The sequence below is a fragment of the Enterococcus sp. DIV0682 genome (assembly GCF_051712685.1).
GTDB lineage: Bacteria > Bacillota > Bacilli > Lactobacillales > Enterococcaceae > Enterococcus > Enterococcus faecalis.
On the sequence record NZ_JBIOPK010000001.1, the window covers coordinates 334,617 to 351,570 of the forward strand.

Here is a 16,954-nt window from a genome sequence, read left to right on the forward strand (position 1 = left end):
CCAATGACTTGGTTAAATAAACAAGTACAAAAACGTCCCGATCATCCTGCTTTTTATTTTCAGGATGAATCTTGGACGTTTTTAGAAGTGCAACAAGAAGTCAGCCATTGGGTAGCCACATATCAACAGGTGCTTGCACCAGAAGAAAAACGTGTGGCTTTATTCAGTAAGAACAGCAAAGAGTTGTATTTTTCAATTCTAGCCTTATGGGAATTGGGGAAAGAGTTATTATTTTTAAATACGCATTTGACACTTGCTGAACTGACTTTTCAGTTAAAAGATGCGCAAGTTAAAACGATTATTGGTGCGCCTGAAACGCAGGCTTTGTTAGAAGAAATTTCTTTTGTCGACGTTCAGCCAATGATTAAAAAACAGCATAGTCTTTCACATCAGGAGTTTCAACAGCCAAGTGACTTAGAGTCGGTGGCTTCTATTATGTATACATCGGGAACTACAGGACAGCCTAAAGGGGTCTTGCAACGGTTTAAAAATCATTTTGCCAGTGCTAGAGGCACCCAAGAAAATATGGGGATTACTGCTGAAGATTGTTGGTTGTGTGCAGTCCCATTATTTCACATTAGCGGATTGTCGATTGTTGTTCGACAACTCGTCTTAGGTTGTAGTATTCGCCTTTACGATAAATTTGATGAACAGCAAGTGACACAAGATTTACAAGAAGGCCGTGGAACCGTCATTTCAGTGGTTGCGACAATGTTACAACAATTATTGTCTGTCTATCCTGAAGCTGGCTACAGCGTCAGCTTTAAAGGAATGTTATTGGGCGGCGGACCGATTGCACCGGATAAATTAGCGCAGTGTGAGGAAAAAGGGATTCCAGTCATTCAATCTTATGGGATGACGGAAACGTGTTCGCAAGTTGTTGCCTTGAAATTTGAAGATGCGGCACTGAAAATCGGCTCTGCTGGGCAACCGTTAAAAGATATGCAGATCAAAATTGTTGATGAACTAGGACAAGAACAGCCAGAAAAGCAAGTCGGGGAAATTTTACTTAAGGGACCAAACGTTGTTTCAGGTTACCTTAACCATCGTCAACCTGAAAAATGGACAGCAGATGGTTGGTTTAAAACAGGCGACATGGGCTATTTAGATGCACAAGGTTACCTGTATTTGGTTAGTCGTTTAAGTGAACTCATTATCTCTGGTGGTGAAAATATTTACCCCACTGAGGTTGAACAGGTGTTACAGGCGATAACAGGAATTAAAGCAGCGGCAGTTGTAGGAGAACCAGATGCGCAATGGGGAGCCGTCCCAGTTGCATATGTGATTAGTGACCAAGAAATCACCTTAGCGCAAATTCAAGACCAGTGTTCACGAAAACTGGCAAAATATAAACGACCGAAACGCATTTATTTTTGTCATTCTTTCCCGCAAACAGCGAGTGGAAAGATTGCCAAACATCGTTTCATGACAGAAGAAAGAGAGGCGTTTTTAATCAGATGAAATTGCCTGATGAATTACGACAAGCCTATCAGAAGAATGCCCGTCAGTTCAGTTGGGTTTTTCCATTAGAAACAGAACAAACAGCCTTGGCAATTTTTGCCGCTGGTGAAAAGGCATACCAAGGAGAACGTTTTTTTTGGCAAACGCCGAAAAAAGATTTTGCTTTGGTTGGCTTCGGATATGAAACTATCTTAAAAGGCGCAGAAACAGAAACGCATCAATTGAACAACTTTTTAAAAAAAGAGGCGGCAACTCGTTTTCAAAATATGTCTATTTCTGGTACGGGGGCTCTTCTGTTTGGCGGTTTGCCTTTTGATACAGAACAAACGCCTACTGAGGCCTGGGGAGAGTTAGGGGAAGGTTGGTTTTATCTACCAAGTATTCTATTTACTTTTTCAGGTTCACGTATTTATGGAACGCTGAACTTTTCAGGTTCTAGTGAACAAGAAGTCGAGGAACGTTGGTCGACTTTGGTGGCTCAGTTTGATCGCTTGTTAGCTACCTGTGAGGAGTTGCCAGCTGTAGCGGAAACAAAGATTGACAAGGAAGAAGTTGCCGTGACTGAATGGCTACAAGCTGTCAACGAAACCGTAGCAGTCTTAAGAGAAGATGGCCCTTTAAAAAAAGTGGTTTTGGCTCGACAACTTGCTGTGAGCAGTCCTGAAAAAATTCGAAGTAACCAAGTGCTCGTTAATTTAATGGCACAACAACAAAATACGTATTTGTTTGCTTTAGAAGCCAAAGACACAAGTTTCATTGGTGCAACACCAGAACGACTTCTGTTGGGTACTAAAGAAACGTTTGCGACCGCTTGTATTGCAGGAACCATTAAAACGGGTCAAACACCAGAAGAAACGAAAACTTTAGGAGCACAACTTTTACAAGACCGCAAAAATACCGGAGAACACCAAATTGTGGTGGAACGTTTAGCGAAAGAGTTGGCGAAGATGACGACTTCTGAAAACAGTATTCAAGCATCCATTATTTTGGAAAATCGAGATGTACAACATCTTTATGTGCCAATCTCGGGTCAACGTAAGCCGGGAATTTCGTTCTTGGAAAGTGTGATGCAACTACACCCAACGCCAGCTTTAGGCGGTGAGCCCAAAGAGTTGGCAGTCGAATGGATTCGACAATATGAGCCAGGGAGTCGTGGGTTATATGGTGCGCCAATCGGTTGGATTTCAGGGAATGATGATAGTGGCGAGTTTGCTGTGGCCTTGCGTTCAGGTGTCTTTGCTGGTCAGCAAGGCGTTCTTTATGCAGGTTGTGGTATTGTTGCGGATTCCAAAGCAGAGCTAGAAAGAGAAGAAACGAAAATAAAATTTCAACCGATGTTACGAGGAATTGGAGGGCAGGTTTAATGAATCATCAAGAAACAATGACCGATTATTTAATAGCCTTTATTGAAGGCTTAAAAAATAGTGGGGTTGAACAAGCAGTCATTAGTCCAGGGTCCCGTTCCACACCACTGGCTTTATTACTTCATCGGGAAACCGCAATCCAAACTTTTGTCGATGTCGATGAACGTTCCGCTGCTTTTTTTGCTTTAGGATTAAGTAAAGCGAGTCAAAAACCAGTGGTCTTACTTTGTACCTCTGGAACAGCAGCTGCAAACTATTATCCAGCAATTTGTGAAGCCAATATTAGCCATGTACCCTTAGTCGTTTTAACAACGGATCGGCCGCATGAGTTACGTCAAGTTGGCGCTCCTCAAGCCATGGACCAATTACAAATGTATCAAAATCATGTGAAATTATTTGTTGAAATGGCTTTGCCAGAAGCAACAGAAGAGATGTTGAATTACGCCTATTGGCAAGGCGCTAAAGGAACAGCTTTCGCGCAACAAACGCCTGCAGCACCTGTTCATTTAAATTTTCCTTTGCGGGAACCATTATTACCTGACTTAGAGAGAAAAACAAAGAGTTCTCAACAAACGGCTTTATTCGCTGGTCAATCAATCCTTTCTACAGAACAAGTGCAACAGTTAGCGGATCAATGGTACCAGAAAAACGGCGTCTTGGTTGTCGGTGGCAGTCATACAGAGGAAGAAGCGGCGTTATTTATTCAATTAGCCGAAGCTTTGAAATGGCCTTTACTAGCGGATCCTTTAGCAAACATTGTGACACATGGTCAAAATAGTGAAGTTGTTATTGCACACAGTGATCTGTTTCTAAATGTGGCGACCTTGCCACAAGAACCAGAAGTGGTAGTGCGTTTTGGTTCGCTGCCAATTTCTAAAAACATCATGTTATGGTTGAAACGCTTAGCAACGACAGAGACTGCTTTTTATTTTGTGGACGAAAATGGGCAATGGCAAGAGCAATTGAAAAAATCACAAACAGTTATTCAGGCAAAGGAAACTACGTTTGTAGAACAATTGCTAACGGTTGTCAAACCAACAGAAGCGACTTGGTTAGCACAATGGCTCCTGCTGGAAAAAACGGTCTCTGAAGTTCTTCTAGAAACGCTGAACGCGACAGAATTAAATGAAACAACAGCCAGCTTAGCTGTTCACCAAACGATGAAAGAGAACGGTCAGTTATTTGTATCTAATAGTATGGCTATCCGCTACTTAGATCGATTTATGGATAGTCGCCCTTATCGGATGTTTGGAAATCGCGGCATCAACGGGATTGATGGGATTGTTTCAACTGCTTTAGGAATGAGTGCCGTAGCACCGACACAGCAAAACGTTCTACTGATTGGTGATTTAGCACTATATCATGATATGAATGGTTTATTTTTGGCTAAACGTTATCAGTTGCCGTTAACAATTGTTTTATTAAATAACAATGGTGGCGGGATTTTCTCTTTTCTATCTCAACGAACTTTACGTGAGGACGATTTCGAGCCTTTATTTGGAACACCGCTTGATTTAGATTTTTCGTTAGTTGCTGAACTTTACGGTGCTTCGTACCAAGAAGTCAAAACAATCGTGGAGCTTAAGCAAATTTTACAAGCAGCGGCTGAAGAACCACAATTTCAAGTGATCGAAGTCAAAGGAAATCGTCAAGAGAATGTTCATTTGTACGAATCAATTTTAGCTGAAATTGGTAGACGAGTAGAAAGACAGGGGATTTCATGGAACGGTTAATTCGGGGGATGCAGTACCATTATCAATGGTTAACACCTTTTGATGCAAAGCGAACGACACTAGTCTGTTTACATGGTTTCACAGGAACGTTAGCCACGTTTGCAGCCGTTTTCCCCAGTCAAACACCTTATAACGTTTTAGGAATTGACTTACCTGGGCATGGCGCGACTGCTAGTTTGGTAGCACCAGAGCGTTATACCATGAAACAGGTTTGCCATGATCTTGCTGAACTAACCGAATCGCTAAATTTGCCTTGCTTTTGTTTATTAGGCTATTCAATGGGCGCACGAACAGCTTTAGGTTTTGCATTACATTATCCACAAAAGGTACAGCATCTTTTATTGGAAAGTGGATCGCCAGGTTTGGCCACCGCCGCAGAACGTCAGACTCGTATCTGTCAAGATCATCGTTTGGCGGAACGTCTCTTAGAGGAACCGCTGGTGGATTTTATTGATTTCTGGCAAGAATTACCGTTATTTCAAACGCAAAAAGCCTTGCCTGTGGCACAGCAAATGGCCATTCGTCAGGAACGTTTGAGCCAATCGGCCTTTGGGTTGGCTAGTAGTTTGTGGTATATGGGTACAGGAGCGCAAGAGAGTTACTGGGAACGTCTAGCAGAATTGCAGCCGATTCCTACCGATTTATTGGTAGGCGGCGAAGATCAAAAATTTATTGGAATTGCGAAAAAAATGCAGGCACGTCAACCGTTGTTGAGGCTGACAATTTTTCCTGAAGCAGGACATTGTATCCATTTAGAACAACCAACGATTTTCTATGAAAAGGTGACAGCGTTATTGGAAGGAGCCATCTGAATGAACATTCAATCAATTGAAACCTATCAGGTTCGTTTGCCTTTAAAAACGCCGTTTGTCACGAGCTATGGTCGCCTGGAAGAAAAAGCGTTTGATTTATTTGTAATAACGGATGAGCAAGGAAATCAAGGGTTTGGCGAATTAGTGGCTTTTGAGCAACCTGATTATGTGCAAGAAACGTTGGTAACCGAACGCTTCATCATCCAACAGCATTTAATTCCGTTACTTTTAACAGAAGCGCTTGAACAGCCGCAAGAGGTTTCAACAATTTTTGAAGAAGTTAAAGGGCATTGGATGGGAAAAGCTGCGTTAGAAACTGCCATCTGGGATTTATATGCCAAACGGCAACAGAAGAGTTTAACTGAATTTTTTGGACCAACGCGGAGGAAAATTCCTGTAGGGATTAGTTTAGGGATTCAAGAAGACTTACCTCAATTGCTTAAACAAGTTCAGTTAGCTGTAGAAAAAGGGTATCAACGAGTGAAGCTGAAAATTCGTCCCGGTTATGATGTGGAACCCGTTGCTTTGATTCGTCAACATTTTCCTAACTTGCCTTTGATGGTTGATGCCAATTCAGCGTATACATTGGCTGATTTGCCTCAATTGCAACGTTTAGATCACTATCAATTAGCGATGATTGAACAGCCTTTTGCTGCAGATGATTTTTTAGATCACGCACAATTACAAAGAGAACTGAAGACAAGAATTTGTTTGGATGAAAATATTCGTAGTCTCAAAGACTGCCAAGTGGCGTTAGCATTGGGCAGTTGCCGTAGTATCAATTTGAAGATTCCTCGTGTAGGTGGGATTCACGAGGCGTTGAAGATTGCCACATTTTGCCAAGAAAATGATTTATTGGTTTGGTTAGGTGGCATGTTTGAGTCTGGTGTTGGACGTGCATTGAATTTGCAATTTGCGTCACAGCCTACCTTTTCCTTTCCAGGTGATATTTCAGCAACGGAACGCTATTTTTATGAAGATATCATCACGGAACCTTTTATTTTAGAGCAAGGGACAATGACCGTGCCTCAGGGACATGGTATTGGTGTTACACTTTCCCAGACGAATTTGCTAAAATACAGTCAGTATCAAAAAATCATGTAATGATAACAAAATTGCGCCTATGACTATGCAGAGAAGCATAATCTAGGCGCAATTTTTTATTTTTCTAATTGACTCGCTGCGGCTTCATCCAAGAGAACCGTTAAATTTGGATGGAGTTGAAGAATAGAGGCAGGATACGTTTCTGTGACAGGTCCTTGGAGCACTTGTTTGACCATCTGAGCTTTTTGTTCACCATTTACAATTAGGACAAGATGCTTAACTTTCATGATGCTGGCTGGCCCCATCGTAACAAAGGTCATGCCTGGCTGCATCATTTCAGGAACAAACCAAGGCTCTGAACCAGTGACGGTCACTTGGTAGGTTTCATTTTTAAAATGAGTGGTAGTGGGCATGTTCCCGCAAAAATGACCATCTGCTCCTAAGCCAATTAACATCAAATCTAAGCCGCCTGCGTCAGCAATCCGTTGTTCTTGTTGTTGAAAGTTTTCCACAGTTAATGGATGGATGTTTTGCTCGGATATTTCCGCAGGTGTCAAATACAGCGTCCGCAAATCTGTCAGAGTAATGCCTTCCTTTTGATGAGGAACGGGGATTTCATCAAAGTTATAATAATGAACATTATCAAAGTCAGATGAGTTTTTCACAATCGAGGCTAATTTTTGGTAAACAAGTGCTGGCGTTTTACCAGCGGTAATTGATAAATTCACTCGTTTATCTTGGCTCATCGTGCTTAGAAGTAACATTTTTGCCCATTCGCTCATCGTGTCGAAATCTTGTTTAATTAAAATTTTCATACTTGCTCACTCCATTCTTTGAATAAGCTAAGTATAATTTGTGGGAACCATCCCATGTCAAGCTCTTCACAAAAAGGATTTAATTAACGGTAGGCAAAAGAAAGAGGAGCAGCCGTCAAAACGACGACTGCCCCTCTTTTTAAAACTTAAGATAACCTGCAACGAGTTAACTTTTAGCTTTCTGTTCCACTTGCTCCAACGCTGGTCTAAACGTTCTTTTGACCAACACTGTTTAACAAAGAATTTTATTTTATTGTTCTTTTAACCATTTTTCTAGTTGTAAACGTTGCACTTTCATAGTAGCTGTGTGAGGGATTTCATCAAAAGCCATAATGATAGGTTCGTTTAAATGTGGTAAATCGGCTACTTGTGTCCACCAAGCGTCCCAATCCATTTCTTCCCCAGGGACAACCGCTAAAATTGGCTGAGGTTCATTTTCTTTGCCACGGACAATAATCACTTCTTCTAAGAAATCTAATGCATCCAATAAATGATCTTCAATAGCTAAATTACTGTCGATGTTTTCAATTAGATCTACTTGGCGATCTTTCAAGAATAAGTGGCCGCGTTCATCTAACATTCCGTAATCGCCGCTGTCCCACCATTCGCCGTAGACATTTTCTGTAAAGCGGGCATCTTCTTTGTAATATGTTAAGGCCCGTCCTTTTGATAAGAATTGGATATGGCCGTCCGTCATCGCAGGTAAAACTTGTCCTTTTTCATCGGTAATTCGAGCTTGTGTTAAATCCTCTAAACCAACGCCCATGTCACGAGCATCTGAATCTTTTAGGGATTCTAAAGTATGCGCTCGTAAGATCATTGGCCCGCATTCACTTTGTCCATAAACTTGTAGGAAAATTGGTTCATTGGCAGCAGATGCTTTTAAGAAAGCCACCATTGTAGCGTTGTTAATTGCATCAAAAGTAGAATGATAATAATGGACACTAGCGAAAGCTTCAGGTTTTTCTTTGGCCAAACGAACCCATTGAACGAAGTTATTGGGGTGTGTTTCTACAGCGATTGGTTGATAGGTGCTGAACATTTCAGCGACTTTTTCGCTCGAAGCATTTGCTAAAGGCATCATAGGGAAGCCCATGGCCATTAAAGAAGACACGCCAATGTTAAAACGAGAATGAACTGGCGAAATATGAAAGCCAACTAATTTCTTTTCAGCAATTTTTGTGAAAATGGTTTTTTGCCATTTTGTACGCCAACCCATAGAGTGATTGGAATGACAGATAAGTTTAGGAATACCTGTTGTTCCAGAGGTGTGGGTCATGTAGGCAATTTCGTCTTTAGTCAGTTCGTCTTGAGGAACTTCCGTGGCATCAGCTTCTAAAAGAGAAGCAACCGAAAGTTTTTTATTGGCAGAGCTATTACGAACAGCTTGAACTTTTTCAGCAGTCACATCATCAAATAAAATATAAGGATCTTCTAAACGATCAACGAATACTTCAATTGTTTCAAAAGGTAAATGGTATGAAACCATTACAGGAACGGCTGCTAGATATGAGGCTGCAACAGCTAGTAAATACGTGTCGAATTTAGGACTTTTATAAATAATAATTTTGTCGCCTTTTTTTACACCTAAAGCGGCTAATTGATATGCCCGTTTCAAAATTTCTTGATGGCTTTCACCATAAGTTGTTTCTAAGCCAAGTGCAGGAAAAGCAGGCAAAGATTCATCAAAAATAATTGGAACAGTTGGTGTTTTTTCTGCGGCTTCTTGATAGTTTGTGTAGAGGTTTAATGGTTGATAATCAAGTAAGTGTGTCAAGGGAAAGTCTCCTTTGTAAAATAGTTTGTGTACAAATGTACAAGTTCACTTTATCCTATCATAGAATGGGTTCTTTTTCTACGTCAAAAATACAACGTTAAATGTTATTTTTTATTATTCACAAGCACAACGTTTGCTGTATCTGACAAAGTTTCCTACAATAATTATGTAAGTAACAAGTTCTCAGAAGTGTAAAACTTTACAAAGGAGAGGAATTTACATGAAAAAAATCTATGAAACAACTATCATTAATACGGGTGGACGTGCAGGAGAAGTTCACTCACCGGATAAATCATTTTCTTATGCGGTTGCTTCGCCAGGTGTTAAGAAAGAAAATACAACAAATCCAGAACAATTATTCGCAGCGGCTTACAGTGCTTGCTTTAATGGTGCATTAGAATTAGTGATGGATCAAGAAAAAGTCGAAGGTAAAAGTACAGTAACTGCACGTGTATCCTTATTCCAAGGAGAAGATGGGTTTAGCGTTGGTGCTGAATTAGAAGTTCATATTGATGGGGTAGATCAAGCTAAAGCAGAAGAACTTGTTAAAAAAGCCCACGAAATTTGCCCATATTCTAAAGCAACAAGAAATAATATAGATGTTAAATTAACAGTGATTTAATTAAAAAAGAAGCGCTTTGTCATATAGACAAAGCGCTTCTTTTTTAGATAACAGTCCACAAATTATACATATTTAACAAAATAACTAAAAAAACAACTAAACTATAAATTTGGGCGACCCGTTGTTGAGATAATTTTTTACTGAAAAGACCGCCGACATAACCACCGAATAAAGCGGCAGGAATAATAGCCCAAAGAATTGTTAAATCAAAAACCGCAAACCCTGTGGTCAAGCCGATATTGCCAAGTTTGGCGAGTTGGGAGAAAAAAATAGTAATGATGGAATAGACAGTTGCTGATTTGATATCCATTCCAAAAAAGAGAATAAGGCAAGCTACATTAATGGGACCGCCACCGATGCCTAAAAAGGTTGATAGAATCCCTAAGCCTAATCCGACAATCAGAAAAATGCTCAATCCGTTGAGGTGTAAGTGCCAGTTGGAAAATTGATTGTAGAGAAGAACCAAAACCAAGGTCACCAACATGATGATATATTGGATTAGTTGTACTTTTTCTTCATTTGGCGCTAGTGCAATCGCCTGATTAAGAAGTAAATCACCTAACATACCGCCGACTAAGGAACCAAACGAAATACTCGCGGCTTTTTTCCATTCAATTTGGACACCATTTTGATACTGTTTATAAGTCGAAGAAATGGACATGACAAAAACAGCGACACTTGAATAGAACGCAATACTATTTAACGAATGGAACCCAAGAAAATCCAAAACAGGCTTAATAATGACGCCTCCACCCATCCCAGAGAGCGCCCCAACTGTATTGGATAGAAAAATAGTTATGAAATAAATCAGCAAAACCCGCACATAATCACTCCTAAACCGTTTTCTTTTAGTATAGCATAAAAATTATATAAGAAATGTAATTTCATTTGAAAATATTTTTAAAAAGAACTTGAAATGACATTTCTTTAATGGTATTCTACAAATACAAAAAAGAAAACGCATTCAAGGAGGATGAGAAAGCATGACAGTATCGATTGGTATTATTTTGATTTTATGTCTTTACACAGTTGTTGGTGTACTTGACCAAATTTCTATTCAGATTGGTCCATATACACCATTGTTTGCTGCAACGTTTACTGGCCTAGTCTTAGGAGATGTTCAAACAGGTTTGATGATTGGGGCAACGCTTCAATTGATGACATTAGGCGTAGCGACTTATGGAGGAGCAACAGTCCCAGACTTTCTTTCAGGGGCCATTATGGGAACGGCTTATGCAATCATTTCAGGGAAAGGGGCAGAGTATGGTATCGGAGTTGCGGTTCCGATTGGGTTATTATTAACACAACTAGATATTTTAGGCAGAATGGCTAATACGTTTTTCCAACACAAAGCAGATCGCTATGCGGAAGAAGGCAATTATAAAGGGGTCGAGCGCTGCAATGTTTTAGGAATTTTTCCTTGGACGATTTCTCGTGTCATCCCAGTATTTATTGGCCTAGCTTTTGGTGAACAAGTTGTAAACGCTATCAATAATTGGATTCCTATTTGGGTGATGAATGGGTTAAAAGCAGCAGGTGCTATTTTACCAGCGATGGGGATTGCTATTTTAATGCGTTACTTGCCAATTAAAACATACTGGCCTTATTTTATTATTGGGTTCGTGTTACTTGCTTATGGGGCCCAATTCTTCTCAGTTTTAGGTGTCGCACTGGTTGGCTTGGCTTTAGCAGCGATTTATGTGATGAATCATAACAAAGGCGGCGCAGCTACAACAAGTGGCACGGTTATTTACGAAGATGATGAGGAGGTTGAGATTGATGACTAACAAATTAACAAAAAAGGATATTAATAAAGTTTACGTCCGTAATCTTTTTGGCTATCAGTGGGGCTGGAACTATGAAAAAATGCAAGGACTTGGTTACGCTTGGGTGATGATGCCTGCATTAAAGCGACTATACAGTGAAGATCCAGTAGCTATGAAGAAAGCCTTGAAGACACATCTTGGCTTTATGAATACAACGCCAGCCATGTCGCATTTAATTGTCGGAGCTGATATGGCTTTGGAAGAAGAAGTTGGCATTGAAGATGAAACGGCCATTACTGGTTTGAAAACAGGTCTAATGGGTCCGTTTGCTGGTGTTGGTGATACCATTTTTATCGCGATTTATCGTGCGATTGTTTTTTCGATTGCAGCTTACATGGCGCAAGGGGGCCAGGTTGTTGGGTTACTGATCCCGTTAATTGCCGGAGCAGTGGTCCTATGGGTTCGCTATAAATTCACTTGGATTGGTTACCATCAAGGGAAAAAAATTGCGACAGAATTTGCGGATAAAATGAAATTGTTTACGCAAGGTGCAGCTATTTTAGGTTTAACGGTGGTCGGCGGTTTGATTCCTTCGGTAATTACTTACAAATTAGATTTAACTTATAAAATGGGAGATGTAACATTATCTGTTCAAGAAATGTTGGATAAAATTTTACCCGCATTAATTCCTTTAGGGATTGTTCTTTTATCCTATTGGTTACTAGGGAAAAAGAAAATGAATTCAACACGGCTAATCTTTGTTTTAATTTTAATTGGCATGGTTTTAGGTAATTTACAACCAATGTTGGCTTGGGTTGGCGGTTTATTTTAAAAAAATAGTATATAATAGGAGAGATTTATTATGACAATTGTACATGCAAGAGTAGATGAGCGTTTAATTCACGGACAAGTTGCAACCGTTTGGACGAATACGGTTGGCGCACAAAGAATCATGGTAGTAAATGATGCCGCTGTCAAAGATCAATTACAAATTGGTGCCTTAAAAATGGCTAAGCCTGCAGGAGTTAAATTATCCATTTTATCGAAACGTAAAGCGATTGAAAAAATTTTAGCAGGCAATTATGATGAAGAAAAAGTCTTTTTAATTACGAAAGACATTGCAGACATGGCGGCTTTAATTGATGGCGGTGTTCCGTTACAGAGCTTCAATGTCGGCAATATTTCTCAAAAAGAAGGCAGTCGAGCAATTAAAAAATCTGTTGCATTAACCGATGAAGATATTCAAACTGTTCGTCGTTTAACAGATAATGGGGTGACTATTACCGCACAGATGATCCCTTCTGAACCAAACGAAGCAATTTTAACTTTCATAAAATAGAAATGGAGATGAGAAGATGGAGCCAATCCGTTCAATCAGACAAAAATATAAGGACTTTTCCAAAGTAAATAAGAGAATCGCAGACTATATACTGAAGGATCCGACCCGTCTTCTCTCATTAACAGCAAACGAAATTGCTAGCAATAGCGAAACTTCTCCAGCATCAGTTACCCGTTTTTCTAAACAATTAGGGTTTGACAGCTGGGAAGAGTTAAAACTATCCATTGCAGCGGTACAAGCTGCCAGTAACGGTAAAAAAGATATTGATCCAATTGTAGCGGCAGATGATTCGGTGGATACTATTTGTATGAAAGTAGAATCTTTATTAAATGCTACGATTGAGGATTTATTTTATACAGTGGATAAACAAGCCTTGGAACGAGCAATCGCGCATGTTAAAAAAGCGGAAAAAATTCATTTGGTTGGAATTGGTGCCTCTTCTTTAACGACTTATAATCTTTATCACAAGTTTAACCGCGCTGGTCGCCAAGCAATTTTTAATTATGATAGTCACATGATGTTGGAGTTTTTAAATTATGCAACGGCACAAGACATTTTGATCACGGTCTCCTATAGTGGTTTGACAAAAGAAGCCTTAATCGCCTGTGAAATTGCCAAAAATAGAGGCGCAACGGTTATTTTTATTACCAGTAACGATGGAGAAAACGTGCGATCATTGAGCGATGAAGTTCTTTTAGTCCCCAATAATGAGCACCTCATTCGAGTTGGGGCTATTTCATCGATTGCTTCGTCAATGGCAATTGGCGATGTTCTGTATTTAGGTTCAATTCAAGATGATTTAGACACAGAAATCGAACGAAATATGATTGAAACGAGTCAACTTGTCAGCCGTCTAAAAGAGAAGTAGGGGTGTGCAAGCAAATGAACTTAGAAGGATTAACGACAGAAGCCAGAAATGAAGCGACTAAAAAGATTGACCAAGTGTCAACATTAGAAATGGTGACTTTAATAAATCAAGAAGACCAAAAGGTAGCACAAGCAATTGAAAAGGTGCTTCCGCAGATTGCTGCAGCAATTGATGCAGCGGCAGAACGATTTAAAAAAGGGGGCCGTTTAATCTATTGTGGTGCAGGAACGTCTGGACGTTTAGGTGCTTTGGATGCGATTGAATTAACGCCCACATATAGTGTGTCGCCAGAACGCGCATTTGGTATTTTAGCTGGTGGTGAAAAAGCAATGTATCAAGCAATTGAAGGCGCTGAAGACTCGAAAGAATTAGCTATCGAAGATTTAACGCAACATCAATTGACCGCCCGAGATGTCGTAATTGCGATTGCTGCTAGTGGTCGGACACCATATGCTGTTTCCGCAATTGAATACGGAAAAAAAGTGGGCGCTCTAACCATCTCCGTGACCTGTAATAATCAAAGTCCGATGAATCAATTGGCGGAAATTGGGATTGCGCCAATTGTCGGACCGGAAGTCATTACAGGGTCAACTAGAATGAAAGCGGGTTCAGCACAGAAAATGGTGTTAAATATGTTTTCAACAGGGATTATGGTTAAAGTAGGGAATATCTATCAAAATTTGATGGTCAACGTACAACCAACGAACGAAAAATTAATGCAACGTGCCACGAATATCATTAAAGAAGCAGCAGAAATCGAGGAATCGCAAGCCAAAGAATATTTGGAGGCAGCGCAGCTAGAAGTGTCACCAGCTATTGTAATGGCGAAAGCCCACGTTGATTTTCAAAAAGCCAAACAACTATTAGCAGAACATGACGGACGGATTTCAGAAGTTTTAGCATAGAAGTGGTGAACAATGAATCAAATCGCAATTCAAGAAACAATTCAGAGACTGATTAATCAGCAAGTCGTTCCGGGTGTCGCTTGGGGGACGATCACAGAAGATAGCTTATCAGAACAGTATACGGGCTTTTTAGGTAATACTGGTCCATTTGCAAGACAAAAGGTTTCATCAGCTAGCCTGTATGATTTAGCGTCCTTAACGAAAGTTATTGGGACAACAAATCGAATGTTACAATTAATCGATACAAATCAGCTTGCTTTTTCAACCACCGTGGGGGAAATCCTACCTGATTATCAAGGACTATCTTGTTCGATTGGGGAGCTTCTACTGCATCAGAGCGGACTGCCAGCTGATGTTGCCGATAAGAAAAATGTCACAAAAAAAAGCTTGCAAGAAATCATTTTGACGCATTCGTTATCTGAACGAGGAAAAACCATTTATTCTGATTTAGGGTATTACTTATTGGGAGAAATTATTCAAGTATTGGATCGCTGCTCATTAGAAGAGAGTTTTCAAACATACGTATTTCAACCAATGAACCTACAGCATACAAGTTTTACGGTCAGCGATTTTGCCCAGGCAGTGCCCACAGAGATTACAAAACAACGCGGCGTTATTCAGGGAGTGGTCCACGATTCGAAAGCCTATCAACTAAAAGCGCCAATCGGCAGTGCAGGTTTATTTGCAACTTTACCAGATTTACTCACTTTTGTTCAGTGTTTTATGAACAATCGCTACCCGTCTGGCAAACCATTATTTTCTGAAAAAATGTTCGATACTCTCTGGTCTATGAACCAAGGGGGACGTACATTTGGTTGGGAAGTGAAAAAGACGCAAGCCGGGGCAGACTATTTGTATCATACTGGCTTTACTGGAACGGCGATTGGTATGAAAAAAGAGACCAAAGAAGCCCTAATTTTGTTGACGAATCGGATTCATCCCACTCGTGAAGAACGTGGTTTTCTGAAAGCACGAACAAAAATTTATCAGCAGTATTTTTAGGAGGATATGATGAAACCAAAATTAATTTTAATGAGCCATGGACGGATGGCAGAAGAAACCTTAGCTTCTACTCAAATGATTGTCGGGGAATTAGCAGATGCTGCGATTGTGTCAATGACCGCAGAAGATGGCTTGAGCGGCACGCAAGCAAAACTGGCAGCAATCTTAAAAGAAGCTGGCAATGTCCCGACGCTTGTATTAGCTGATTTAAAAGGAGGAACACCTTGTAATGTGGCTATGATGGCCATGGGCACTTATCCGCAATTGCGAGTAGTCGCTGGACTTAATTTAGCAATGGCAATTGAAGCAGCCGTCTCACCTGTGGAAAATGTGGATGAATTAGCTGCATATTTAACGCAAATTGGCCAATCTGCGGTGACCACGATTGACTTACCTGAATTAACAGATGAAGAAGAATTTGAAGAATAGCAAAAAGGTGTTGTCTCAAAGACAACACCTTTTTTTAAGAACCAGGGATATTCCGTGGTTCGTTTTTGGTTGTGACAAAGAAAAAGAACAGACTTAGTAAAATAACTAGGATGCCATCGTTAAACATCGGATTTACGAAGTTTAAAATAGCACTTAAGATGACTGGCACGGTAGCACAATACGTAATAATTTTTAAACAATCAATCAAACGTAAAGAATAAAAACGTAATTTTGAATAGAGAGATGCACCGATAGCGGCAATCAGTAAGTCTAAAACTAAACCGATTAGAACAGGGTAGATAGCCACTAAAAAGACAATGAGTTTTGTCCACCAAGGGATTGCTGCTTCGCTTAGCGCAGTCTTGATACTCTGAGCGTTAACGCCATCTAAGGTTCCTTTACTATAGGGGAAGATAAATTGGTCGGTGCCTAGAATTGATTCAGTTGCGCCTGAATTTGGTAAGGCGACTACAAATTCATCTTGTAAAAAAGCCAAACCAAACGCATTACCAATTAAATCCTTTTGGACATCAGCGGCTGTACGTTTTCCATCTGGATCAAACGTAAAAATAATCGAGTCGGTTTGATAAATAAAACCAGATTCTTTGGCCTTTGTTTGCAACGTGCCATTTTCAATAGAAAAGTCAGGCAACTTTTCTGCAATTTTTTGGCCATCTTGTTGCACCTCTTGTAGCACAGAAAAGACTTGTTTGGTAATAGGTAGTGCTAAAATAGCGCTTAAAAAAACAGCATAGAGAATTACTTTCCAAAACGCCATTTTTTTCGCACGCCGTAATTCTGAAACTGAAAAAAAGGCCTGCTTAAATAATTGCAATGTATTCATTTATTTACTCCTCACATCATTCTTCTACAGGTCATTCTAGCGAATTTATGAGGGAAACACAAGGTAATCTCCCTCTTTTGTAAAACTTTTCTTTTGGCAAGCAAACTATTTTGTAGAAAGCGGTTCACTCTGTTATCATAATAGTTGTATGAAAGACGTATGTTACATACTAA

The 16,954-nt window shown here is 40.0% G+C and carries 17 protein-coding genes; 13 read left to right on the forward strand and 4 right to left on the reverse strand.

What is annotated here, in order from left to right:
- The first annotated feature begins 3 nt into the window (after nt 1-3).
- From IGK96_RS01715 to menC, 5 genes are read left to right on the forward strand one after another with little or no spacing between them, the layout of a single operon-like run.
- A complete protein-coding gene (locus IGK96_RS01715) occupies nt 4-1,461 on the forward strand; it encodes an o-succinylbenzoate--CoA ligase (protein ID WP_085443035.1) in 1,458 nt (485 codons plus the stop codon).
- The gene (locus IGK96_RS01720) at nt 1,458-2,825 is read left to right on the forward strand and encodes an isochorismate synthase (protein ID WP_085443030.1); all 1,368 of its coding nucleotides are present in this window, start codon (nt 1,458-1,460) and stop codon (nt 2,823-2,825) included. The genes IGK96_RS01715 and IGK96_RS01720 overlap by 4 nt, the downstream gene beginning before the upstream one ends.
- On the forward strand, nt 2,825-4,558 hold the full coding sequence (gene menD, locus IGK96_RS01725) for a 2-succinyl-5-enolpyruvyl-6-hydroxy-3-cyclohexene-1-carboxylic-acid synthase (protein ID WP_085443029.1): 1,734 nt from the start codon (nt 2,825-2,827) through the stop codon (nt 4,556-4,558). Before IGK96_RS01720 ends, menD begins: the two co-directional genes overlap by 1 nt.
- The gene (gene menH / locus IGK96_RS01730) at nt 4,546-5,370 is read left to right on the forward strand and encodes a 2-succinyl-6-hydroxy-2,4-cyclohexadiene-1-carboxylate synthase (protein WP_161975115.1); all 825 of its coding nucleotides are present in this window, start codon (nt 4,546-4,548) and stop codon (nt 5,368-5,370) included. Before menD ends, menH begins: the two co-directional genes overlap by 13 nt.
- The gene (menC, locus tag IGK96_RS01735; RefSeq protein WP_010777379.1) at nt 5,371-6,474 is read left to right on the forward strand and encodes an o-succinylbenzoate synthase; all 1,104 of its coding nucleotides are present in this window, start codon (nt 5,371-5,373) and stop codon (nt 6,472-6,474) included. It abuts the gene before it with no gap.
- A gap of 56 nt (nt 6,475-6,530) precedes the next feature.
- Here menC and IGK96_RS01740 read toward each other — a convergent pair whose 3' ends face one another.
- Both IGK96_RS01740 and IGK96_RS01745 read right to left on the reverse strand, forming a co-directional pair.
- On the reverse strand, nt 6,531-7,229 hold the full coding sequence (locus IGK96_RS01740) for a glucosamine-6-phosphate deaminase (protein ID WP_002355326.1): 699 nt from the start codon (nt 7,227-7,229) through the stop codon (nt 6,531-6,533).
- 250 nt (nt 7,230-7,479) lie between these two features.
- Nucleotides 7,480-9,006 (reverse strand): AMP-binding protein, encoded by a 1,527-nt coding sequence (locus IGK96_RS01745; protein ID WP_010777380.1) that lies wholly within the window; start codon nt 9,004-9,006, stop codon nt 7,480-7,482.
- Between the two features lie 220 nt (nt 9,007-9,226).
- Here IGK96_RS01745 and IGK96_RS01750 point away from each other — a divergent pair, with 220 nt between their 5' ends.
- The gene (locus tag IGK96_RS01750; RefSeq protein WP_002355332.1) at nt 9,227-9,628 is read left to right on the forward strand and encodes an organic hydroperoxide resistance protein; all 402 of its coding nucleotides are present in this window, start codon (nt 9,227-9,229) and stop codon (nt 9,626-9,628) included.
- Nucleotides 9,629-9,671: 43 nt separating this feature from the next.
- Here the strand turns inward: IGK96_RS01750 and IGK96_RS01755 are convergent, their stop codons facing one another.
- On the reverse strand, nt 9,672-10,442 hold the full coding sequence (locus tag IGK96_RS01755) for a sulfite exporter TauE/SafE family protein (protein ID WP_275887612.1): 771 nt from the start codon (nt 10,440-10,442) through the stop codon (nt 9,672-9,674).
- A gap of 169 nt (nt 10,443-10,611) precedes the next feature.
- Between IGK96_RS01755 and IGK96_RS01760 the strand changes: the two genes are divergently transcribed.
- Genes IGK96_RS01760 through IGK96_RS01790 form a run of 7 tightly spaced genes read left to right on the forward strand, consistent with a single transcriptional unit; the run spans nt 10,612 to nt 15,937 of the window.
- A complete protein-coding gene (locus IGK96_RS01760) occupies nt 10,612-11,415 on the forward strand; it encodes a PTS mannose/fructose/sorbose/N-acetylgalactosamine transporter subunit IIC (protein ID WP_002358431.1) in 804 nt (267 codons plus the stop codon).
- Complete coding sequence (locus tag IGK96_RS01765; RefSeq protein WP_002355336.1) at nt 11,408-12,226, forward strand: PTS system mannose/fructose/sorbose family transporter subunit IID; 819 nt, start codon at nt 11,408-11,410, stop codon at nt 12,224-12,226. Before IGK96_RS01760 ends, IGK96_RS01765 begins: the two co-directional genes overlap by 8 nt.
- Before the next feature lie 30 nt (nt 12,227-12,256).
- Complete coding sequence (locus IGK96_RS01770; protein WP_002355337.1) at nt 12,257-12,733, forward strand: PTS system mannose/fructose/N-acetylgalactosamine-transporter subunit IIB; 477 nt, start codon at nt 12,257-12,259, stop codon at nt 12,731-12,733.
- Between the two features lie 16 nt (nt 12,734-12,749).
- Entirely contained in the window at nt 12,750-13,601 is an 852-nt protein-coding gene (locus IGK96_RS01775; RefSeq protein ID WP_002355339.1) for a MurR/RpiR family transcriptional regulator, read from the forward strand.
- Nucleotides 13,602-13,615: 14 nt separating this feature from the next.
- Nucleotides 13,616-14,506: an N-acetylmuramic acid 6-phosphate etherase gene (murQ, locus tag IGK96_RS01780; RefSeq protein WP_162780853.1), complete on the forward strand. Its 891-nt coding sequence runs from the start codon at nt 13,616-13,618 to the stop codon at nt 14,504-14,506.
- Between the two features lie 12 nt (nt 14,507-14,518).
- Entirely contained in the window at nt 14,519-15,508 is a 990-nt protein-coding gene (locus IGK96_RS01785; RefSeq protein WP_071646549.1) for a serine hydrolase domain-containing protein, read from the forward strand.
- A 9-nt stretch (nt 15,509-15,517) separates the two neighbouring features.
- The gene (locus tag IGK96_RS01790) at nt 15,518-15,937 is read left to right on the forward strand and encodes a PTS sugar transporter subunit IIA (protein WP_002363016.1); all 420 of its coding nucleotides are present in this window, start codon (nt 15,518-15,520) and stop codon (nt 15,935-15,937) included.
- A gap of 34 nt (nt 15,938-15,971) precedes the next feature.
- On the opposite strand, the gene IGK96_RS01795 is transcribed toward IGK96_RS01790, so the two are convergent.
- The gene (locus IGK96_RS01795; RefSeq protein WP_071646550.1) at nt 15,972-16,781 is read right to left on the reverse strand and encodes a DUF1189 domain-containing protein; all 810 of its coding nucleotides are present in this window, start codon (nt 16,779-16,781) and stop codon (nt 15,972-15,974) included.
- Nucleotides 16,782-16,954 lie beyond the last annotated feature (173 nt).